The 19,891-nt window shown below is 63.7% G+C and carries 24 protein-coding genes; 20 read left to right on the top strand and 4 right to left on the bottom strand.

The genetic code is table 11. The features are described from left to right. Positions 1–43: 43 nt before the first annotated feature. The 5 genes from PQQ53_RS00510 (at position 44) to PQQ53_RS00490 (ending at position 3,040) form a co-directional block, all read left to right on the top strand. Entirely contained in the window at positions 44–469 is a 426-nt protein-coding gene (locus PQQ53_RS00510; protein WP_408145752.1) for a rhodanese-like domain-containing protein, read from the top strand. Next, the gene (gene grxC, locus PQQ53_RS00505; protein ID WP_028199035.1) at positions 466–726 is read left to right on the top strand and encodes a glutaredoxin 3; all 261 of its coding nucleotides are present in this window, start codon (positions 466–468) and stop codon (positions 724–726) included. Before PQQ53_RS00510 ends, grxC begins: the two co-directional genes overlap by 4 nt. 162 nt (positions 727–888) lie before the next feature. Then, complete coding sequence (gene secB / locus PQQ53_RS00500; RefSeq protein WP_074762880.1) at positions 889–1,359, top strand: protein-export chaperone SecB; 471 nt, start codon at positions 889–891, stop codon at positions 1,357–1,359. 22 nt (positions 1,360–1,381) lie between these two features. Beyond that, positions 1,382–2,380, top strand: coding sequence for an NAD(P)H-dependent glycerol-3-phosphate dehydrogenase (locus PQQ53_RS00495; protein WP_408145593.1), 999 nt, complete (start codon positions 1,382–1,384; stop codon positions 2,378–2,380). Positions 2,381–2,491: 111 nt separating this feature from the next. Further along, entirely contained in the window at positions 2,492–3,040 is a 549-nt protein-coding gene (locus PQQ53_RS00490) for an O-acetyl-ADP-ribose deacetylase (RefSeq protein WP_408145595.1), read from the top strand. Here the strand turns inward: PQQ53_RS00490 and trmL are convergent. Next, a complete protein-coding gene (trmL, locus tag PQQ53_RS00485) occupies positions 3,013–3,483 on the bottom strand; it encodes a tRNA (uridine(34)/cytosine(34)/5-carboxymethylaminomethyluridine(34)-2'-O)-methyltransferase TrmL (RefSeq protein WP_408145597.1) in 471 nt (156 codons plus the stop codon). The two genes, PQQ53_RS00490 and trmL, sit on opposite strands and share 28 nt — an antisense overlap. An 18-nt stretch (positions 3,484–3,501) precedes the next feature. Next, positions 3,502–4,203 carry a phosphoribosyltransferase family protein gene (locus tag PQQ53_RS00480; RefSeq protein ID WP_408323067.1) on the bottom strand — a complete coding sequence of 234 codons (702 nt, stop codon included), beginning with the start codon at positions 4,201–4,203 and terminating at the stop codon, positions 3,502–3,504. 167 nt (positions 4,204–4,370) lie between these two features. Here PQQ53_RS00480 and PQQ53_RS00475 point away from each other — a divergent pair, with 167 nt between their 5' ends. The 8 genes from PQQ53_RS00475 to PQQ53_RS00440 all read left to right on the top strand — a co-directional run bounded on the left by PQQ53_RS00475 (position 4,371) and on the right by PQQ53_RS00440 (position 11,606). Continuing rightward, a complete protein-coding gene (locus PQQ53_RS00475; RefSeq protein ID WP_408145601.1) occupies positions 4,371–5,336 on the top strand; it encodes a methyltransferase domain-containing protein in 966 nt (321 codons plus the stop codon). A 295-nt stretch (positions 5,337–5,631) separates the two neighbouring features. Then, positions 5,632–6,105 (top strand): DUF2244 domain-containing protein, encoded by a 474-nt coding sequence (locus PQQ53_RS00470; RefSeq protein WP_121319223.1) that lies wholly within the window; start codon positions 5,632–5,634, stop codon positions 6,103–6,105. 66 nt (positions 6,106–6,171) lie between these two features. Next, positions 6,172–7,782, top strand: a complete 1,611-nt coding sequence (gene coxB, locus PQQ53_RS00465; protein WP_408145603.1) for a cytochrome c oxidase subunit II — start codon at positions 6,172–6,174, stop codon at positions 7,780–7,782. A 44-nt stretch (positions 7,783–7,826) separates the two neighbouring features. Then, positions 7,827–9,440 carry a cytochrome c oxidase subunit I gene (gene ctaD, locus PQQ53_RS00460; protein ID WP_168666060.1) on the top strand — a complete coding sequence of 538 codons (1,614 nt, stop codon included), beginning with the start codon at positions 7,827–7,829 and terminating at the stop codon, positions 9,438–9,440. A gap of 117 nt (positions 9,441–9,557) precedes the next feature. Beyond that, positions 9,558–9,692 (top strand): cytochrome oxidase small assembly protein, encoded by a 135-nt coding sequence (locus PQQ53_RS00455; RefSeq protein WP_217468646.1) that lies wholly within the window; start codon positions 9,558–9,560, stop codon positions 9,690–9,692. Positions 9,693–9,740: 48 nt separating this feature from the next. Beyond that, positions 9,741–10,355 (top strand): cytochrome c oxidase assembly protein, encoded by a 615-nt coding sequence (locus tag PQQ53_RS00450; protein WP_408323066.1) that lies wholly within the window; start codon positions 9,741–9,743, stop codon positions 10,353–10,355. 33 nt (positions 10,356–10,388) lie between these two features. After that, entirely contained in the window at positions 10,389–10,598 is a 210-nt protein-coding gene (locus tag PQQ53_RS00445; protein ID WP_408323065.1) for a DUF2970 domain-containing protein, read from the top strand. A 150-nt stretch (positions 10,599–10,748) separates the two neighbouring features. Then, entirely contained in the window at positions 10,749–11,606 is an 858-nt protein-coding gene (locus PQQ53_RS00440) for a cytochrome c oxidase subunit 3 (RefSeq protein ID WP_408145611.1), read from the top strand. 198 nt (positions 11,607–11,804) lie between these two features. On the opposite strand, the gene PQQ53_RS00435 is transcribed toward PQQ53_RS00440, so the two are convergent. After that, positions 11,805–12,014: a twin transmembrane helix small protein gene (locus tag PQQ53_RS00435; protein ID WP_121316432.1), complete on the bottom strand. Its 210-nt coding sequence runs from the start codon at positions 12,012–12,014 to the stop codon at positions 11,805–11,807. A 111-nt stretch (positions 12,015–12,125) separates the two neighbouring features. Between PQQ53_RS00435 and PQQ53_RS00430 the strand changes: the two genes are divergently transcribed. The 5 genes from PQQ53_RS00430 (at position 12,126) to PQQ53_RS00410 (ending at position 16,339) form a co-directional block, all read left to right on the top strand. Next, positions 12,126–12,842 (top strand): SURF1 family protein, encoded by a 717-nt coding sequence (locus PQQ53_RS00430; RefSeq protein WP_408156119.1) that lies wholly within the window; start codon positions 12,126–12,128, stop codon positions 12,840–12,842. A 154-nt stretch (positions 12,843–12,996) separates the two neighbouring features. Next, the gene (locus PQQ53_RS00425; protein ID WP_408145614.1) at positions 12,997–13,659 is read left to right on the top strand and encodes an SCO family protein; all 663 of its coding nucleotides are present in this window, start codon (positions 12,997–12,999) and stop codon (positions 13,657–13,659) included. A 36-nt stretch (positions 13,660–13,695) separates the two neighbouring features. After that, on the top strand, positions 13,696–14,805 hold the full coding sequence (locus PQQ53_RS00420) for a COX15/CtaA family protein (protein ID WP_408145616.1): 1,110 nt from the start codon (positions 13,696–13,698) through the stop codon (positions 14,803–14,805). Between the two features lie 6 nt (positions 14,806–14,811). Continuing rightward, positions 14,812–15,717, top strand: a complete 906-nt coding sequence (gene cyoE, locus PQQ53_RS00415; RefSeq protein ID WP_408145618.1) for a heme o synthase — start codon at positions 14,812–14,814, stop codon at positions 15,715–15,717. Between the two features lie 4 nt (positions 15,718–15,721). Further along, positions 15,722–16,339, top strand: coding sequence for an SCO family protein (locus tag PQQ53_RS00410; protein ID WP_408156116.1), 618 nt, complete (start codon positions 15,722–15,724; stop codon positions 16,337–16,339). Positions 16,340–16,423: 84 nt separating this feature from the next. Here PQQ53_RS00410 and PQQ53_RS00405 read toward each other — a convergent pair whose 3' ends face one another. Beyond that, positions 16,424–16,714, bottom strand: coding sequence for a YciI family protein (locus tag PQQ53_RS00405; RefSeq protein ID WP_408145622.1), 291 nt, complete (start codon positions 16,712–16,714; stop codon positions 16,424–16,426). Between the two features lie 247 nt (positions 16,715–16,961). Between PQQ53_RS00405 and PQQ53_RS00400 the strand changes: the two genes are divergently transcribed. Next, positions 16,962–18,818: a methyl-accepting chemotaxis protein gene (locus PQQ53_RS00400; protein WP_408323064.1), complete on the top strand. Its 1,857-nt coding sequence runs from the start codon at positions 16,962–16,964 to the stop codon at positions 18,816–18,818. 228 nt (positions 18,819–19,046) lie between these two features. Further along, positions 19,047–19,859, top strand: a complete 813-nt coding sequence (locus PQQ53_RS00395; RefSeq protein WP_408323063.1) for a MetQ/NlpA family ABC transporter substrate-binding protein — start codon at positions 19,047–19,049, stop codon at positions 19,857–19,859. Positions 19,860–19,891 lie beyond the last annotated feature (32 nt).

The following is a 19,891-nucleotide window of genomic DNA, read 5'->3' as shown; positions in this document are numbered from 1 at the left end:
TGGATTGCCCTTTTCGATTTCTCTCTTTTTCGGCGGATTTTCCGTGAAGTTTTTCACTGATTACACAAACCTTGTACTGATCGCGATCGTCCTCATCTCCGGTGGGTTGCTGCTGTGGCCGACGATCATCCGGCGCGGCCGCGGTGGCCTGTCGGCCGCTGAAGCCACCCAACTGATCAACCGGCGCAATGCGGCGGTCATCGATCTTCGTTCGTCCGCCGACTTCGCCCTGGGGCATTTGCCCTCGGCACGGCACCTTGAATTTGCGGAGTTGCAGGCGAAAGTCGCGCAACTCGTAAAGAACAAGAGCAACCCGGTGCTGCTGGTGTGCCAGACCGGCCAGCAGTCGAACAAGGCAGCGCGTATCGTGCAGGATGCGGGATACGCGGAAGTCCACGTTCTCGAAGGCGGTGTCGACGCCTGGCAGAAAGCCGGTATGCCGGTTGTGAAACAAGGAGCAGCCAAGTGAACAAAGTGATCATGTACAGCACCCAGGTGTGCCCGTATTGCCAGATGGCCGAACGTCTTTTAAAGTCGCGCGGCGTCGAGCACGTTGAGAAGGTACTGATCGACAAGGACCCGGCCCGTCGTGAGGAGATGATGACCCGGACCGGTCGTCGCACGGTGCCGCAGGTGTTCATCGGCGAGACGCATGTCGGCGGGTACGATGACCTGTCCGCGCTCGACCGCGCGGGCGGTCTGATGCCGCTGCTCGAAGCCGCCTGAATTCGCGCGTCCTCCGCACATCTGCGGATGGCGTGAGCCGGCGCGTGAAATACAAGCTGGCGCATGCCTGCCCTGCGAGGGCGGGCGGCGCGCCGCAACGATCCGGCGGCCCATGGAATCATGGGCCGCCACCATGCATACCTATCAGGGAATCACTCAATCATGTCCGACGAGAATAACCAGCCGTTCTTCAACATCCAGCGTATATATTTGAAGGACATGTCGCTCGAGCAGCCGAATTCGCCGGGCATCTTCCTCGAGCAGGAAATGCCGTCGGTCGAAGTCGAAGTCGACGTGAAGGCCGAGCGTCTCGCCGACACCGTGTTCGAAATCCTCGTGACGGGCACTGTCACGGCCAAGGTGTCGGACAAGGTTGCATTCCTGATCGAAGCCAAGCAAGCCGGTATTTTCGACATCCGCAACATCCCCGCAGAGCAGATCGATCCGCTCGTCGGCATCGCCTGCCCGACGATCCTGTTCCCGTACCTGCGCTCGAACATTGCCGACGCGATCACCCGCGCCGGCTTCCCGCCGATCCACCTCGCCGAAATCAACTTCCAGGCGCTGTACGAGCAACGTCTCGCGCAGATGGGCAGCCAGGAAGGCGCGGCGCAAAACGGCGTCACGCACTAAGGTGACGCAAGCAGTGCCGGCTATGAAGGTTGCTGTCCTCGGCGCCGGCGCATGGGGCACAGCCCTCGCCGGCCATCTGGCCTTACGGCACGACACGGTGTTGTGGGCGCGCGAGCCTGCGCTCATTGCCGATCTCTGCGCGACGCACGAAAACGTCCGCTACCTGGCGGGCGTTGCTTTGCCGCCCGCGCTTCGCTACGAAGCGGACCTGAACGCGGCGCTCGACCACGCCCTCGCCGATGACGCGCTATGCGTCGTGGCCACCCCCGTGGCCGGCCTGCGTGGTCTGCTTCGAACGATGCGCGACGCGGGCAAGGTGCCTGCGCATCTGGTGTGGTTGTGCAAGGGTTTCGAAGCCGATTCGCAATTGCTGCCGCATCAGGTGGTCGCGGCCGAGCTGCCGACGCATGGCAGCAACGGTGTGCTGTCCGGTCCGAGCTTCGCGCGCGAAGTCGGGCAGGGCTTGCCGGTCGCATTGACGATCGCCAGCGCGTCGGCGGCATGCCGCGAGAACACGGTTGCCGCGTTTCACCACGACGCCATGCGCATCTATACCGGCGACGACGTCGTCGGCGTGGAAGTGGGCGGGGCAGTGAAGAACGTGCTGGCCATCGCAACGGGCATTGCCGACGGTCTCGGGCTCGGTCTCAATGCGCGCGCGGCGCTGATCACGCGCGGGCTGGCGGAAATGTCGCGCCTCGGCGTAACGCTCGGCGGACGGGCTGAGACGTTCACCGGCCTGACCGGTCTCGGCGATCTGATCCTGACCGCGACCGGCGACCTGTCGCGCAATCGCACAGTTGGCGTGCAACTCGCCGCGGGCCGCACACTCGACGACATTCTCGGTGCCCTCGGGCACGTGGCCGAAGGTGTCCGCTGCGCGCAAGCGGTTCTCGCAATTGCCCGCGCGCACGCGATCGAGATGCCGATCACGCAAGCGGTGTGCGCCGTGCTGTTCGACGGCGTAGCGCCTCGCGACGCCGTCAGCGCCCTGCTGCGGCGCGATTCCAAGGCGGAATAAGCGCTGTTCTTGAATCGATCAGTTTCAGCCGTTTAGCGCGTCATCGCGTTGAACGGCTGCCCTCTATCGCTGTCCACGTTTTTATCGACGCTTCGGATCAGCGAGGTTCCCATGCTCACTGTCAATGCTTGCACGCTGGAAGCACGTGTAGTCGACATCACCACGCTTGCAGTGGACGCGATCGTCAACGCTGCGAATACGTCGCTGCTGGGCGGCGGCGGTGTGGATGGTGCGATTCATCGCGCAGCCGGCCGCGACTTGCTGCGCGAATGCGAAACGTTGGGCGGTTGTGCGACCGGCGACGCCAAGCTCACCGGCGGCTACCGCTTGCCGGCCAAACATGTGATCCACGCAGTCGGCCCCGTCTGGCGGGGTGGGGCGCATGGCGAAGCCGATCTGCTCGCGTCCTGCTATCAGCGCTCGCTGGAGGTGGCGCGCGAGGCGCAATGCAGGAGCATTGCGTTTCCCGCGATCAGCTGTGGCATCTACCGTTTCCCCGCCGACGATGCGGTGCGGATCGCGCTCGCGACGGTGCTCGGCACCTTGCCGCGCGCGCCGCGCATCGAACAGGTGTTGTTCGCCTGCTTTGACGACGCGATGTTCGCCCGCTACGAGGCCGAGTTGAAACGCCGTCAGGCGCCGCCGTCAAAGCCGGTCTGACGCCAGGCCTCGAACACCACGACCGCGACGGTATTCGACAAGTTCAGGCTGCGGTTGCCGGGGCGCATCGGCAGGCGCACACGCTGTTCGTTCGCGAATTCGTCGAGCACGGCGTCGGGCAGGCCGCGCGTTTCGGCGCCGAACACGAACCAGTCGCCCGCCTGAAACGCGTGCTCGTGAAAGCGGCCCGAACCGCGCGTGGTGAACGCGAACATGCGCGCCGGATCCGGCGATTCTTTGGCGACGAACGCGGCCCAATCGGCATGCACGTTCATCTGCGCATACTCGTGATAGTCGAGGCCGGCGCGGCGCAGCTTGGCGTCGTCGAGCGGGAAGCCGAGCGGCTCGATCAGGTGCAGCCGCGCGCCGGTGTTGGCGCACAGACGAATCACGTTGCCGGTGTTCGGCGGAATTTCCGGTTCTACGAGAACGACATTGAACATTGTGAGACCAAGTAAAGACTAGTTTTTCGGTGTGCGCAGCGCGACGAAGTTCGTGACCTGCCGCGCGCCGGCAGCTTTCACTGTTCGGGCGAGCGCTTCGAGCGTCGCGCCGGTCGTCATCACATCGTCGACCACGCCGACGTGCAGCCCGCTCACCGACCGCGCGACCCGGAATGCGCGGCCGACGTTCAGCCGGCGCGCGTCGAGGTCGAGCCGCGATTGCGGTGCGGTGTGGATCACTCGCTGCAGCAAGGTGGCGTCGCCGCGCACGTCGAGCGTGCGGGCCAATGGCTTCGCGATCTGCCATGCCTGGTTGTAGCCGCGCTCGGTGAGACGCCGGCCCGCCAGCGGCACCGGCGCGATCACGTCGGGCCGCTCGGACTCATCCTGCCATGCGTCTTGCGCAAGCCGCGCGAGGCGCTGCGCGAACTCCTGCGCCAGCATCAGCCGGGCGCGGAATTTCAGGCCGACCGCGAGCGTGTCGAGCGGTGCGCGATAGTCGGCAAGCGCGAAGGTCGCATCGAACGGCGGCGCTTCGGCGACGCAATCCGCACAGCGATATCGCGCGTGTGCGGTCCATCGCGTTGCCGGCAAGGGCAGCGCGCATACCGTGCATCGCAACCGGCTCTCGTTCCAGTAGGCCTCGTCGCAACCGGCGCACAACGTCTTGTGCGACAAATTGCCGCACAGCGCGCAGAGGTTCGGCAGTGCCGCGTGCATCAGGTGTGGCCATGCCGAATGCAAGCCACATGTGAAACGCGCGAATCTGCCGCGTGAAGCCAAAGAAAACAGTCGAAATAGCACGAGTGGGCGCCCGCGAAGGCCTTTCACACTGAATGGAAGGAAGCGAACGAGTATACTTCGTGCTCTACGCCAGCACGACACTCATGCCCCCAACTTCCGCTCAATCAGGCCGTCCGGCCTATGATTCACGGCGCCTCCGGCGTATTTTCGACCGCCGCGCCGCACGGTTCGACGAGGTTGCGTTCCTGCCGCGCGAGATTGCGCAACGTATGCGCGAGCGTCTCGATTACATCAAGGTCGCGCCGTCGAGCGTGCTCGACGCGGGCTGCGGTGCGGGCGAAGACATCCCCGCATTGCGCGAGCGCTTCCCCGAAGCGCCGGTATTCGGCTCCGATCTGTCGCACGGCATGCTGACGCGCGCACTCCATCACGATGCCGGCGACACGAGCTGGCGGCGCTTCCTGCCGGCCTCGCTCGGCAAGGCGCTCGGCGCCCGCGGTCCGCGCTTCGCGCAAGCCGACTTCTCCGCGCTGCCGTTCGCGGCCGGCGCCTTCGAATTCATCTGGTCCAATCTCGCGCTGCACTGGCACTCGCGGCCCGATCTCGTGTTCCCGGAGTGGCAGCGCGTGCTGAAGGTCAATGGCCTGCTGATGTTCAGCACGCTCGGCCCCGACACGCTCAAGGAATTGCGCGGCGCCTACGCCGAGGTAGAAGCCGCGCACGGGGTCGCCTCGCGCAAACACGTGATCGACTTTGTCGATATGCATGACCTCGGCGACATGCTGGTCGAAAGCGGTTTCGAGATTCCGGTGATGGACCAGGAAGTGCTCACCATTACCTACAAGTCGCCCGAATCGTTGCTGGCAGACGTGCGCCGCTGGGGCGCGTATCCGTTCGAGCGCGAAGCGTCCTCGAGCGCGGCCGCGCGCAGGCTGCACAAAGCGTTACTGGCGGCGCTCGAAGCCCGTCGCCGGGCCGACGGCACGATCGCGCTGACCTTCGAGGTGATCTACGGACACGCATGGAAAGCGGTGCCGCGCACCACGGCCGAAGGGCATGGCATCGTGCGCATCGAGGATATCGGACGCGGTTCGTCGAGGAATCGTTGAAGCGGTAAAGACGACATCTGTTATGTCTGAAATTTGCACTTCGAAAGACCCGCAAAAGGCGGGTCAAAACGGCGCTAAGGCTTGTCACGCCTGGCTTGTGGGCCAATCGGGGCTTGCTTGTGGATGCTATGGATCGCGCCTATAATGCGTCAGTTTGTCGCCCGGAGTTCCCACATTTGGGGCGGCAGGCCCGAGGCGTAGGGTTGCAACATGCGGTGACGCGGTAGAGGGTTCGCGCGGCCGGAATCGATGGCCGCAAGGAATGGCCGAAGTCGGCGATTCGCAGGAGGCGGCGGTGGGCGCATCAGATCTGCTGGCGGATTCAGAACCGGTTCTCAAAGACTGGACGATGAAGCGCAACTGTTCGATATCGCCCCGGCAGTTCATCTGTCTCTACGTTTCGCTTGCGCTGTTCTCGTTGGCAATTGCTTTCATGCTGGTTCTGGTCGGCGCCTGGCTGGTGTTGCCGTTCACCGGTATCGAATTGCTCGCGGTGGGCATCGCCTTTGCCATTTATGCGCGTCATGCTGTCGATTACGAACGTATCCGGTTGTTCCAGAGCCGGTTGGTGATCGAGCAGGTCAGCGCCGAGCAGCTCACGCAGTTTGAATTCAATCCGCGCTGGGTGCGGATCGAGCCGGGCGCAACGCCGCGTGACCAGATCAAACTGGTCTCGCGCGGCCAGACGATCATGATCGGGCAACATCTCGCGCAGTATCGGCGCGCGCAGTTCGCAGGCGAATTGCGTATGTGGCTCTCCCGTTGTTAGATGGGGCGAGACACGCGGCGTTCAAGGGGAGTGCGAGAGAGGCTGCCAGCGGGGTCGAGGGTTTGAATGGAAAATTTGGGTAAGGAAGCTATGAAAACAATCAAGCGAGCGCTCATGAGCGTGCTGGCGATGAGCGGACTGCTTTTCGCCGGTGCTGCCCTGGCAGTGGGCGATGCTCCGGGCGGCCCTGCCGTCAACGCGATCAATCTCCAGCCGCCTGCGACGAGAATCGCCGAGGAGCTCTTCAGCCTCCACATGTTCATGCTGGCTCTTTGCACGGTGATCTTTGTCGGCGTGTTCGCCGTCATGTTCTATTCGATCTTCGCGCACCGCAAATCGAAGGGCCACAAGGCTTCGAATTTCCACGAAAGCACCACCGTCGAAATCATCTGGACGATCGTGCCGTTCGTCATCGTCGTGCTGATGGCGCTGCCCGCCACCCGCACCGTCGTCGCGATGAAGGACACCACGAACGCCGACCTCACGATCAAGGTCACCGGCTACCAGTGGAAATGGGGCTACGACTACGTGAAGGGTCCGGGCGAGGGCATCAACTTCCTGTCCACCCTGGCTACGCCGCGCGCGGAGACCGATGGCCAAAAGCCGATTTCCACGCTGTATCTGCAGGAAGTCGACAATCCGCTGGTCGTTCCGGTCGACAAGAAAATCCGCATCATCACCACCGCGAACGACGTGGTCCACTCCTGGTACGTGCCGGCCTTCGGCGTGAAGCAGGACGCGATTCCGGGTTTCGTGCGCGACACGTGGTTCAAGGCTAACCGGGTCGGCACGTTCCGTGGCTTCTGTACTGAGCTGTGCGGCAAGGAACACGCGTTCATGCCGGTCGTGGTCGAAGTGCTCTCCGACGATGACTACGCGAAGTGGGTCGACGCCCAGAAGAAGAAAATGGCCGCTGGCCAGGACGATCCCAACAAGACCTACACGATGGCCGAGCTAATGGAGCGCGGCGGCAAGGTGTACGCGGCGAACTGCGCGGTCTGCCACCAGCCGACCGGCAAGGGCGCAGGCGCATTCCCGGCGCTCGATGGGAGCAAGATCGCCAACGGCGCGATCGCCGAGCACGTGAGCCTCGTGCTGAAGGGTAAGAACGCGATGCCTTCGTGGGCGCCGACGTTGAACGATGTCGAAATCGCATCGGTGGTCACGTACGAGCGCAACTCGTGGGGCAATCACACCGGTGACATTCTCCAGCCGAAGCAGGTTGCGGATGCCCGTAACGGCAAGCTGCCGGAAGGCGGCAACCATCTGGCCGACGCGGGTGCCGCGGCAAGCGGGGCAACGGCGGCTTCGGGCGCGGAAGCTGCCGCGCCCAGTTCGGATAGCGCGGCCGCAACGCAGGCTGCACTGCCGGCAAGCATTTACTTCGAGACGGGCAAGAGCACGCTGCCGGCCGACGCGCAAGCGGCGGTCGACGCGGCCGCCGCCTACGCGAAGGCGCATCCGGACGCGAAATTCACGCTGTCGGGCTTCACCGACGCCACCGGGTCCGCCGACCTCAACGCGAAGCTCGCGAAGAGTCGTGCCGAAGCCGTGCGCGACGCACTGAAAGCAGCCGGCATTGCCGAAGATCACATCATTTTGAAGAAGCCGGAAACGATCACGGGCGGCACCGACGCGAAAGAAGCCCGGCGTGTTCAGATCAGCCCGGCTGCCTGACGTGTTCATGATCAGCACCGCAGAATTCGCTTTAGGAGATTGTCATGTCTAGCATCGGACACGATGTAGTCGCGGGCCACGAGCACGTGCACGGCGACCATGCCCACGAAACGCCGCATGGCTGGCGCCGTTGGCTGTTCGCAACCAATCACAAGGACATCGGTACGCTGTACCTGATCTTCTCGTTCACCATGTTCCTCTCCGGGGGCGTGATGGCGCTGGCGATCCGTGCCGAGCTGTTCGAGCCGGGCCTGCAGATCATGCGTCCCGAGTTCTTCAACCAGTTGACCACCATGCACGGCCTGATCATGGTGTTCGGCGCGATCATGCCGGCCTTCGTCGGGTTCGCGAACTGGATGGTGCCGCTGCAGATCGGCGCATCGGACATGGCTTTCGCGCGGATGAACAACTTCAGCTTCTGGCTGCTGCCGGTGGCGGCGGTGCTGCTGGTTGGTTCGTTCTTCTCGCCGGGCGGCGCGACCGCCGCGGGCTGGACGCTCTACGCGCCGTTGTCCACGCAGATGGGCCCGGGCATGGACTTCGCGATTTTCGCGGTTCACTTGATGGGTGCGTCGTCGATCATGGGCGGCATCAACATCGTCGTGACGATCCTGAACATGCGCGCACCCGGCCTCACACTGATGAAGATGCCGATGTTCGTCTGGACGTGGCTGATCACCGCTTACCTGCTGATCGCCGTGATGCCGGTTCTCGCAGGCGCGATCACGATGGTGCTGTTCGATCGTCACTTCGGCACGTCGTTCTTCAACGCGGCAGGCGGCGGCGACCCGGTGATGTACCAGCACATCTTCTGGTTCTTCGGGCACCCCGAGGTGTACATCATGATCTTGCCGGCGTTCGGCATCGTGTCGCAGGTGATCCCGGCGTTCTCGCGCAAGCCGCTGTTCGGCTATAGCTCGATGGTGTACGCAACCGCATCGATCGCGATTCTGTCGTTCATGGTCTGGGCGCACCACATGTTCACGACCGGCATGCCGGTGACGGGCCAGCTGTTCTTCATGTACGCGACGATGCTGATCGCGGTGCCGACCGGCGTGAAGGTGTTCAACTGGGTCGCGACGATGTGGCGCGGTTCGCTCAGCTTCGAAACGCCGATGCTGTTCGCAGTCGGCTTCCTGCTGGTGTTCACGTTCGGCGGTCTGTCGGGCCTGATGCTGGCAATGGCGCCGCTCGACATCCAGTACCACGGCACCTACTTCGTGGTGGCGCACTTCCACTACGTGCTGGTGGCGGGTTCCCTCTTCGCGCTGTTCTCCGGCTGGTACTACTGGGCGCCGAAGTGGACCGGCTGGATGTACAACGAAACGCGCGGCAAGATTCACTTCTGGGCGTCGATGTTCTTCTTTAACCTCGCGTTCCTACCGATGCACTTCGTCGGTCTCGCCGGTATGCCGCGTCGTTATGCCGACTACCCGGCACAGTTCACCGATTGGAACCAGGTCATCTCGATCGGCGCGTTCGGCTTCGGTCTCGCACAGGTCTACTTCCTGTTCGCGGTTGCGCTGCCGGCCTACCGTGGCGGCGGCGAGCACGAAGAAGCGGGCGACAAGCCGTGGGACGGCGCAACGGGCCTCGAGTGGACCGTGCCGAGCCCGGCTCCGTTCCACACGTTCGAACATCCGCCGACCGTCGAATAAACGGTCTTCGGCGAGATGCCCGGCTCCGGCGTCGCATTACTGCGTGACGAGGAACCGGGCACCCGCCGGGCGGCGGCCGCAACTCGCCAGTCACGGAAAGCATTCAGAAAGTCGAGCATGACGCGCAATCCACAGGAACGACGTACACCGGAGCAGATCCGCGCGGGCAACAGGCGAATAGGTCTTGTGATGTTCGCCATCGCAGCGATCTTTTTCGCGAGCGTCATCATCAAGCAGTGCTGGTTCGCCTGAGGCAGCCCAAGCCGTTCGAGTCTGTATGCAGGTTTGTTGAGGATTGAGATGTCGACGCAACCGCCGGCTCAGGCCGACCGCTCTTTCAACCGTTCGATGCTGATCAAACTGTTCGTCGTCGCGTTGATGATGTTCGGTTTCGGCTTCGCGCTGATACCGATGTATCGCGCGATCTGCCAGATCACCGGCGTGAACAACCTCGTGCAGCGCGATGCCACGGCGCGCGAGGCGAAGAATAGGCAGGTCGACATGAGCCGCACGATTTCGATCGAGTTCGACGCGAACGCGCGCGGCCCGTTGGGTTTCAAGCCGGAGCAGCGCAGCCTCGACGTGCATCCGGGCGAAGTGACGACGGTGATGTACGAGGTCAGCAACGAACAGCCGCGCACGATTCAGGCGCAGGCCATTCCGAGCTACGCGCCTAAGCAGGCTACCGAGTACTTCAAGAAGATCGAGTGCTTTTGCTTTACGCAGCAGACGTTGACAGCGAATCAGACCAGACGGATGCCGGTGGTGTTCGTGGTCGATCCGAAGTTGCCGAAGGATGTGAAGACGATCACGCTGTCGTACACGTTCTTTGAGTTGAGCACGCCGGCAGCGGCGAAGGCCGGGAGCGCGGGGCCCACGGCCAATACGGCGGCAACCGCCGCCAACCCCGCCTGATGGCGCGAGCCGCGGGCGAAGGAACGAGACAAGATGAACGAGAACGGCGGCAGTCCGCGCAAGAGTAGTTTCGGTCAGTCGATGCGGGCCGTGCTGTGGTCGTTTTTCGGCGTGCGCAAGCGCCGCGATCTGGAAGCGGATGCGACGCAGTTGAACCCGCTGCATGTGATCGCGGCGGCGCTGATCGCCGCGGCTATCCTGATTGGCGTGCTGATCCTGGTCGTGCGCGTCGTGGTGGGATAGGCGTTCAGGCAGACGTTCAGGCACGCGAGCAGCGAGCAGGGCGAGACGAAGCAGGGCCCACGAATTAGAGTGAAGCGGTGCGGTATCGACGCGCCGCCGAAGATACAGCCGGTGATTCCGGAACAACTGGACTGAAGTGGAGAATCAAGAATGAGCGGTCAAAACGAGAGCCCGTACTATTTCGTACCGCATCCGTCGCGGCATCCGATCAGCGCCGCCACCGGCTTGCTGGTCATGCTCGGATCGCTTGCGGCCTGGATCAACGAACAAAGCTGGGCGCCGATCGGCGTCTTCGCCGGCTTGTTGTGGCTGCTCTTTACACTGTGGCACTGGTTCGGCGACGCGATCGCCGAATCGGAAGGCGGCATGTACGGCAAGAATGTCGACAAGTCGTATCGCTGGAGCATGAGTTGGTTCATCTTCTCCGAAGTGATGTTCTTCGGCGCGTTTTTCGGTGCGCTGTTCTATGCGCGTGAAATCGCGATGCATCAACTCGGCAGTCTCGATTACAAACTGATCTGGCCGGATTTCTCGGCGGTGTGGCCGAACAACGGTCCGGCTGCGCTCGTATCGACCTACAAGTCGATGCAGCCGTGGCCGGTGCCGACCATCAACACGGCGCTGCTGTTGTCCTCGGGCGCCACGCTGACGGTATCGCACCACGCGCTGCGTGAAAATCATCGCAAGAAGGCGATCATCTGGCTCGCGGCGACGCTCGTGCTCGGCGTCTGCTTCCTGTTCCTGCAAGGCTTCGAGTATTTCCACGCCTACAACGAACTGAATCTGACGCTGTCGTCGGGCGTGTATGGTTCGACGTTCTTCCTGCTGACGGGCTTCCACGGTTTCCACGTGTTCCTCGGCGGCACGATGCTCGCGGTGGTGCTGGCGCGCTTGATCCGCGGCCACTTCACGGCGGAGCATCACTTCGCCTTCGAAGGTGCCGCATGGTACTGGCACTTCGTGGACGTCGTGTGGCTCGGGTTGTACGTCGTTGTGTACTGGCTGTAACGGAGTCTGGCCTGCGCCGACCGGCTAACCGGACCGCGTGCAGGCCGTTCGCGCGACGTCCTTCGGGGCGGGGCGCACGAGCAGTATGCAAGCACAAGCAGCGCCGCCCTCGACCCTGTCAGGGCGGCGTTTTGTTTGGATGCGAGTGGCTGTGAGTGGCTGCAATTGGCGGCGTGAGGGTTCGTCCGCCTGACTCGATTAACGCCCGTAAGGAATGCCGGTCGACTGAATCCAGCCCATCCAGTGTGCGAACAGGATGAACAGAAACAGCGAGATCGAGAGGCCCACCCGTGTGGCGAGCGACCAGACCATCCGTTTGGTTTTGCCCTTGTCATGCATCATGAAATACAGCGCCGACACCATGCTGGCGATGATCAGAGCAAAGGCAATGGGAACGAGAATGTGCATGGAACCGGCTCAAACCAGGAAGCGCAGAGGCAAGAGGTTTATTATCGCACCGCGCGTGAGCGTTTGCCGCCGGTTGCAGCTGGTGTCGCAAGCCGTGTCGGAGCGTGCTCGATGAAGTTCCGGCTGATTCCCGCGCTGCTGATTCTGGTGGTGATCGTCGTGACGGTGCGGCTCGGTTTCTGGCAGCGCGAGCGCGCGCATCAGAAGGAGGCGCTCGAAGCGCACATCACGCAGTTCGAAAACGCGCCCGCGCAGCCGGTGAGTGCCGCGCCGGTCGAACTGAAGGACATCGAATTTCATCGCGTGAAGGCGCGCGGCACTTTTGTCGCAGACAAGGTCGTGTACCTGGATAATCGTCCGTATAACGATCAACCGGGCTTTTACGTCGTGATGCCTTTTAAACTGGCCGACGGCGGTTATGTGCTGGTCAACCGCGGCTGGCTGCCGCGCAACATGAGCAGTCGCGAGACCATCGCGCCGTACACGACGCCGCAAGGCGAAATCGAGATCGAAGGGATCGCGCGGGCTGACGCGTCGCGCGCGTTCGAGTTGGGGCAGGGCGGTTCCGCCGCGCATCAACTGATCCGCCAGAATCTGGATATCGCCGCGTATGCCGCGGAAACCGGGCTGCCGTTGCACTCGTTCGTGATTCAGCAACTGAGCGACGACGGCGACAAACTGGTGCGTGACTGGCCCGCGCCGACCAGCGGTGTCGAGCGCAACTACGGCTACATGTTCCAGTGGTGGGGCATGGCGGCCGCGGCCCTGGCTTTCGGTCTGTATGCCGCGCGCCGCGCCGGCAAGAAAGAGCATGCACCGGGCGCGTAACCGGAACGTGGCCTCGCGCTCGGGCCTCGTCGTGAGAGCACGCGCGGGGTGCGTAACGAAACAGAGCACACGCTGCGCGCGTGCCGCAGCACATTCGGCTTAACGGTCCGGTAAATCACGGCCAGGCCGCGCAATCATTGAAAGAGGTCCTGTAGTGTCGACGCAATCTCCCCGTTCGCCGCGAGCCGGCAAACCCGCCGCATCGAAAGCGATGCCCGGCCAACCCAATGGCAAAGGCTCCTGGCAGCGCGGCCGCTGGATGCTGCTGCTGCTGGCGATCATCTGCGCCGCGCCGATCGCCGTGTCGTATTTCATGTACTACGTGATCAAACCAAGTGGCGGCAGCACGAGCTATGGCACGCTGGTCGACCCGCAGCGGCCGATTCCCGACTCGCTCGTGGTCACGGGCGAAGACGGCAAGCCGCTCAAGCTGGCGACGCTGCGCGGCCGCTGGCTGCTGGTCTCGGTCGACAACAGCGCATGCGACAAAGCGTGTGTCACCAAGCTCTACTTCATGCGACAAATCCGCGCAGCTCAAGGCCCGGAACGCGAGCGCGTCGTGGAAGTGTGGCTGCGCACCGATGCAGGCAAGGTCGCCGACGTGATACAAACCGCCTACCCGGACACCAACATGCTGGTCGCCGATCCGGCGCAGGTGTCCGCGTGGCTGCCCGCCGACACGGGCACCCAGATCACCGACCACATCTACATGGTCGATCCGAACGGCAATCTGATGATGCGTTTTCCGAAAGATCCGAACCCCAGCAAGATCAAGGGCGACGTGACCAAGCTGCTCAAATGGTCGAGCATCGGCTGATGCCGCAACCAGGCTAAGACGACAGAGTAAAAAAAGATGTTCGTATTGCAACTGGCCCTGATCGGCTTGTGTATTGCGTTGCTGCCGCTGTCCTATGTATGGGTCAAGGCCGACGACAATAAATTCCGCAAGCTGGTCTGGCTGACCACCTTTCTCACGCTCGATCTCGTGATGTTCGGCGGCTTCACTCGCCTCACCGACTCCGGACTCGGCTGCCCGGACTGGCCGGGCTGCTACGGCACCTCGTCGCCGTTCATCGCGCACGCGGCGATTTCAGCCGCGCACCAGGCGATGCCCACCGGGCCGGTCAGCATGACCAAGGCCTGGATCGAAATGATCCACCGTTACTTTGCGATGGCGATCGGCGTGCTGATCATCGCGCAGACGATCATTGCGTGGTCCGCGCGCATCAAGCGCCGCCCGCTGCATGTGTCGCCGTGGTGGCCGACCTCGCTGCTGCTGCTGATTCTCGTGCAGGGCGCGTTCGGCGCGTGGACCGTGACGATGAAGCTGCAACCGGTCATCGTGACGACGCACCTCCTGCTCGGCCTTGCCCTGCTCGGCACGCTCGGCTGGCTGGCGGCGCGGCTCACGCCCTTGCCGGCTTACGAGCCCGAAGCCGCGCGCTGGCGCGCGGCGGCGCTGGCGGGCCTCGCGCTGCTGGTCGTGCAGATCGCGTTGGGCGGCTGGGTCAGCACGAACTACGCGGTGCTCGCGTGCACCGACTTCCCGACCTGCAACGGCCAATGGATTCCGCCGATGGACTTCGCGCACGGCTTTCACCTGTGGCGTGCGCTCGGCATGACCGGCGACGGCGACGTAATCACCCAGGACGCGCTGGTGGCGATCCACTGGACGCATCGCACGTTTGCGTTCGTGGTGATTGGCTATCTGCTATGGTTCGCGGCGAAGCTGCGCCGCTTCGAATCGCTGCGCGCGCCGGCGAACGGCGTGCTGCTGGTGGTGCTGATCCAGTTCATCACCGGGCTGTCGAACATCGTTCTGCAATGGCCTTTGCCGATTGCAGTCGCCCATAACGGCGGGGCCGCGATCCTGCTGCTTTTGCTCGTTATGTTAAACTTTCGGATCGCTTATAGCCGTCCCGGCCGCGCCGTGCTCCCAGCGCGCGATGCCGCGCCAGCGTGACTCCACATGGACAGCACAACACTCTCCCAAACGCCCGGTAGCCGGGTCTCCCAGTACATCGCCCTGACGAAGCCGCGCGTCACGCAACTCGCCGTGTTCTGCGCCGTCATTGGCATGTTCCTGTCGACGCCCGGCATGGTGCCGTGGACCGTGCTGATCGGCGGCACCGTCGGCATCTGGCTGCTGGCCGGCGCCGCGTTCGCGATCAATTGCCTCGTCGAACAGAAGATCGATGCGAAGATGCGCCGCACTTCGTGGCGTCCGTCCGCGCGCGGTGAAATCACCACGTCGCAGATTCTGTTGTTTTCGGCCGTGCTCGGCGGCATCGGCATGTGGACGCTCTACACGTTCGCCAATCCGCTGACCATGTGGCTCACGCTGGCCACCTTCGTCGGCTATGCGGTCATCTATACGCTGTTGCTCAAGCCGGCTACGCCGCAGAACATCGTGATCGGCGGCGCGTCGGGCGCGATGCCGCCCGCGCTCGGCTGGGCTGCGGTCACGGGTCACGTGCCGGGCGATGCCTGGATTCTGGTGCTGATCATCTTCGTGTGGACGCCGCCGCATTTCTGGGCGCTCGCGCTGTATCGCCGCAAAGACTACGAGAACGCCGGCCTGCCGATGCTGCCGAACACGCACGGCGAGAAGTACACGCGCCTGCATATTCTGCTGTACACGGTGATCCTGTTCGCGGTCACGCTGATGCCGTTCATCTCCGGCATGAGCGGCGTCGTGTACCTCGCCGCGGCCGTGCTGTTGGGCGCCGTGTTTCTCGCGTATGCGTGGAAGATCTATCGGGAATACTCGGACGATCTGGCGCGCAGCACCTTCCGTTACTCGATCGTCTATCTGTCGCTGCTGTTCGCCGCGCTGCTGATCGACCACTATGCGCGCGTCCTGATTGGCGCGTAATACCATGCTCACAAACCGCTTCGCGCGCATCGCGCGTGCTGCCGTGATCGCTTGCGCGCTGGGCGGCGCGATGCTGGTGGCGGGCTGCGGCAAACAGCCGCCGGCGTTCACCAATCTCGACATCACCGGTAATACCCAATTCGCGAGCGATTTCTCGCTGCCCGATACGTCCGGCAAAATCCGCACGATGGCGGATTACAAGGGCAAGGTGGTGGTGCTGTTCTTCGGCTACACGCATTGCCCGGACGTCTGCCCGACCACGATGGCCGAACTCTCGCAAGCGTTGCAGCAACTCGGCCCCGAGGACGCGAAGCGCGTGCAGGTGCTGTTCGTCACCGTTGATCCCGAGCGCGATACGCCGGAATTGCTGGGGCAATACGTACCGGCGTTCAATCCGACTTTCGTCGGCTTGCGTCCGGCCGACGAGGCGCAACTCGCCAAGCTCGCGAAAGACTTCCGCGTCTATTACGCGAAGGTGCCGGGCAAGACGCCCGACAGCTACACGATGGATCACACGGCCGCGAGCTATGTATTCGACACGCAAGGCAAGCTGCGTCTGTTCGCGCGCGACGGCCAGGGCGCCACGCCGTGGGTGCACGATATCAAGCTGCTGCTCGACTGAGTCGCGGCACCATCAAAATGGGCGCGTGATCGGATCACGCGCCCATTTTCAAATCTCCTCGCTGCAACCCATCCCCGCCAAATTTCAGACAGGCATCGGTAGATTCAACCCCGGTGCGAGACGCGTCGTCTTGAACTCCGTCACTTCGTAACGCGCGAGCTTCTGCTCGGCGAATGGGTCGCTGGCGAGGATCCGGTCCAGCCTCTCGCGCTCGATGCGCACCGCCAGGATGATGCCGCCATCGCGTGGCACTTTCGGTCCGGCGGCGACGAATATCCCCGCTTCGAACTGCTTCGCCAGAAACGCGCGGTGCGCGTCGAGCGCGTCGTCGATGCGTTCGAGCGAGGCGGTGTAGATAAGGTTGATGACGTACATGAGCGTCTCGCGGGCAATTGAATGAGCCGCGCGCCTGTGCGCTCGCGGCTACGACCTTGAATTATCGGTCAGCGAGCGATTTATTGCGTGAGAGCAGCTCATCCGCGCGCCGCCATGCGGCGCAGCCAGGTCCCTCAAGTTGGCCGTCCGGCATGCCGATATAACTGAGGCAATCGTTTGCGCTCAGCGCGCGGCCACACGCTCGCGCCGCGAATCGAAGACGAATCACACGAGAGAGACCACAACAATGAGCAGGATGAGTTTGAATCGCAAACTATGGCTGTCACTCGCGCTGGTATGGCTGGGGCTGCTTGGCGTCGGCCTGTGGAGCGCGGTCGAAACCCGCAGCACGATGCTGGCCGAGCGCAAGGCGGGCATGGCGAACCTCGTCGAGGCGGCGCAGGGCGTGGTGAGCGGCTACTACGCGCTGTCGCAGAGCGGCAGGATGAGCGAGGCCGATGCGCAGCGCGAGGCGCTCGCCCGGCTTGCCACGATGCGCTACGGCGAATCCGGCTATCTGTTCGTGATGGACTCGAAGCCGGTCGTGCTGATGCACCCGACGCTGCCGCAAATGACCGGCAAGCCTGTCGGCGACTTCAAGGATCCGGACGGCAAGCTGCTGTACGTGGCGATCGTCGATGCGGCCAAGGCAAGCGGCCGCGGCTTCGCGCAGTATCGCGGACGTTTGCCGCACAGCGAAACGGCGGTGCCGAAAATCAGTTACGTGGTGCGGTTCGCGCCGTGGGACTGGAACATCACGAGCGGCGTGTTCATCAAGGACATCGACACGGTGTACTACGAAACGCTGCTGGGTCACCTCGTGGTCGTGCTGGTGATCGGCGCGGTCATTTCGCTCGCGATGGTGCTGATCATCCGCAACGTGCGTGCGAGTCTCGGCGGCGAACCGGACCAGGCGGCGCGGCTGGCGGCGAGTATCGCGCAGGGTGATCTGACCCACGCGGTCGAGGTTCGTGCGCAGGACACGACGAGCATGATGGCGGCGATGCGCGACATGCAGAACCGTTTGCAGCGCACGATCGGCGAGATCCGGCGCTCGGCGGAATCGATCGCGTCGGCGACGCAGCAGATAGCCGCCGGCAACGGCGATCTGTCGCAGCGCACCGAACAGCAGGCGGCGTCGTTGCAGGAGACCGCGGCGAGCATGGAAGAGCTGACCGCGACGGTCAAGCAGAACGCCGACAACGCGCGCCAGGCGAGCGGTCTTGCGCACAACGCGTCCGAAATCGCGACCCGGGGCAATGATGTCGTGAGCCGCGTGATTGGCACGATGGGCGAGATCAACGACAGTTCGCGGCAGATTGCGGACATCATCGGCGTGATCGAAGGGATCGCGTTCCAGACCAATATCCTGGCCTTGAACGCGGCGGTGGAGGCCGCGCGCGCCGGCGAGCAGGGGCGCGGCTTCGCGGTCGTCGCGGGCGAGGTGCGCAGCCTCGCGCAGCGCTCGGCCACGGCGGCCAAGGAGATCAAGCAGTTGATCGGCGCGTCGGTAGAGCGGGTGCACAACGGGTCGACGCTGGTGCAGCAGGCCGGCGCGACGATGGGCGAGATTCTGCAGGCGGTGCAGCGCGTGACCGACATCATGGGCGAAATCGCGGCGGCGTCCGAGGAGCAGAGCAGCGGCATCTCGCAGGTCGGCCGCGCCGTCACGCAGATGGACGAGGTGACGCAGCAGAATGCCGCGCTGGTCGAGCAGGCGGCTGCGGCGGCGGCATCGTTGCAGGACCAGGCTGGGCGTCTGCGCGATACGGTGAGTGCGTTTCGTGTGAATGGTGGTGCGAGTGGTGCGGTGGACGCGGCCGGACGCGCGGTTGCCGGGAGAGCGCGTGAAGCGGCACCAGCGGCGCTCGCAGGGGCGACACGGGACGGCAGCACGGCGGCTGAGGCCAAGGAGGCATCCATACGCGCCGAGCCGAAACTCGCCGCGACGGCTTCAGCAGCCGGTTCGGCGAGGACCACACCGGCCGCATCGGCCGCATCGACTGCGAACAACGGGGCCGCCGCAAAGCGTTCGTCCGCCGCCTCGGCAAGGCCCGCCCCCGCAAGCACCCGCACCTCCGACGACGACTGGACCACCTTCTAGCCACCACTCCGGTCGCGTACCGCGTGTTCAGCGGACGCGGTCCCGCGCCGTTCATATGCATACCGATATGCCATCGCGCTATTTCCCATCTCGCCGCGCATATGAGACCATTTAGGGCTTGGTTGGCGGCGCGCTCGCATCTGTCAGCGCCGCCGCCGGCTTCCACCTGAATCCGACACCGGGCAAAGCATCGGTGAGAAACAGTCGATTAGAAACAGCGAGAATCACATGCAGCGCAGAAACCTCCTCAAAGCCCTCTTCGCCGTCGTCGCCGGCGCGGCGATCCTCACCAGCGTCGGCGCCCATGCCGACGACAAGGTGATCAAGGTCGGCACCATCGGCGGCCCGGATGCGCAAATCTGGGAAGTCGTCACCAAAGTGGCGAAGCGCGAAGGCCTGAACGTGAAGGTCGTCGAATTCAACGATTACGTGCAGCCGAACGCCGCGCTCGACGCAGGCGATCTCGACGCGAACAGCTTCCAGCACCAGCCATACCTCGACAGCCAGATCAAGCAGCGCGGCTACAAGCTCGTCAACGCCGGTCTCACCTACATCTCGCCGCTCGGCGTCTATTCGAAGAAGCTGAAGTCGCTGAAGGACCTGGCGCCGGGCGCGAAGGTCGCGGTGCCGAACGATCCGTCGAACGAAAACCGCGCGCTGCTGTTGCTGCAGTCACAAGGTCTGATCAAGCTGAAGGCCGGCGCGGGCACGGGCGGCAATAACGCGACGCCGCTGGACATCGCCGAGAATCCGAAGAAGATCAAGTTCGTCGAACTCGACGCCGCGCAACTACCGCGCTCGCTGTCGGACGTCGACGCCGCCGTGATCAACACGAACTTCGCGCTGGCCGCCGGCCTGCAGCCGACCAAAGATGCGATCGCGCTGGAAGACATCCACAGCCCGTACGCGAACCTGATCGCCGTGCGCGCGCAGGACAAGGACAAGCCGTGGGTGAAGAAGCTGGTCGCGGCTTATCAGTCGGAAGACGTGCGCCAGTTCATCAAGACCCAGTTCAAGGGTTCGATGGTGCCGTCGTTCTAAGCGAGCGGCACTGAGCACGCAGGCGCGCGCGG

The sequence above is a fragment of the Paraburkholderia strydomiana genome (assembly GCF_046030495.1).
Lineage (GTDB): Bacteria > Pseudomonadota > Gammaproteobacteria > Burkholderiales > Burkholderiaceae > Paraburkholderia > Paraburkholderia strydomiana_A.
Note: the sequence above shows the minus strand (reverse complement) of the source record. Positions and strands in the feature narration are given on the sequence as shown.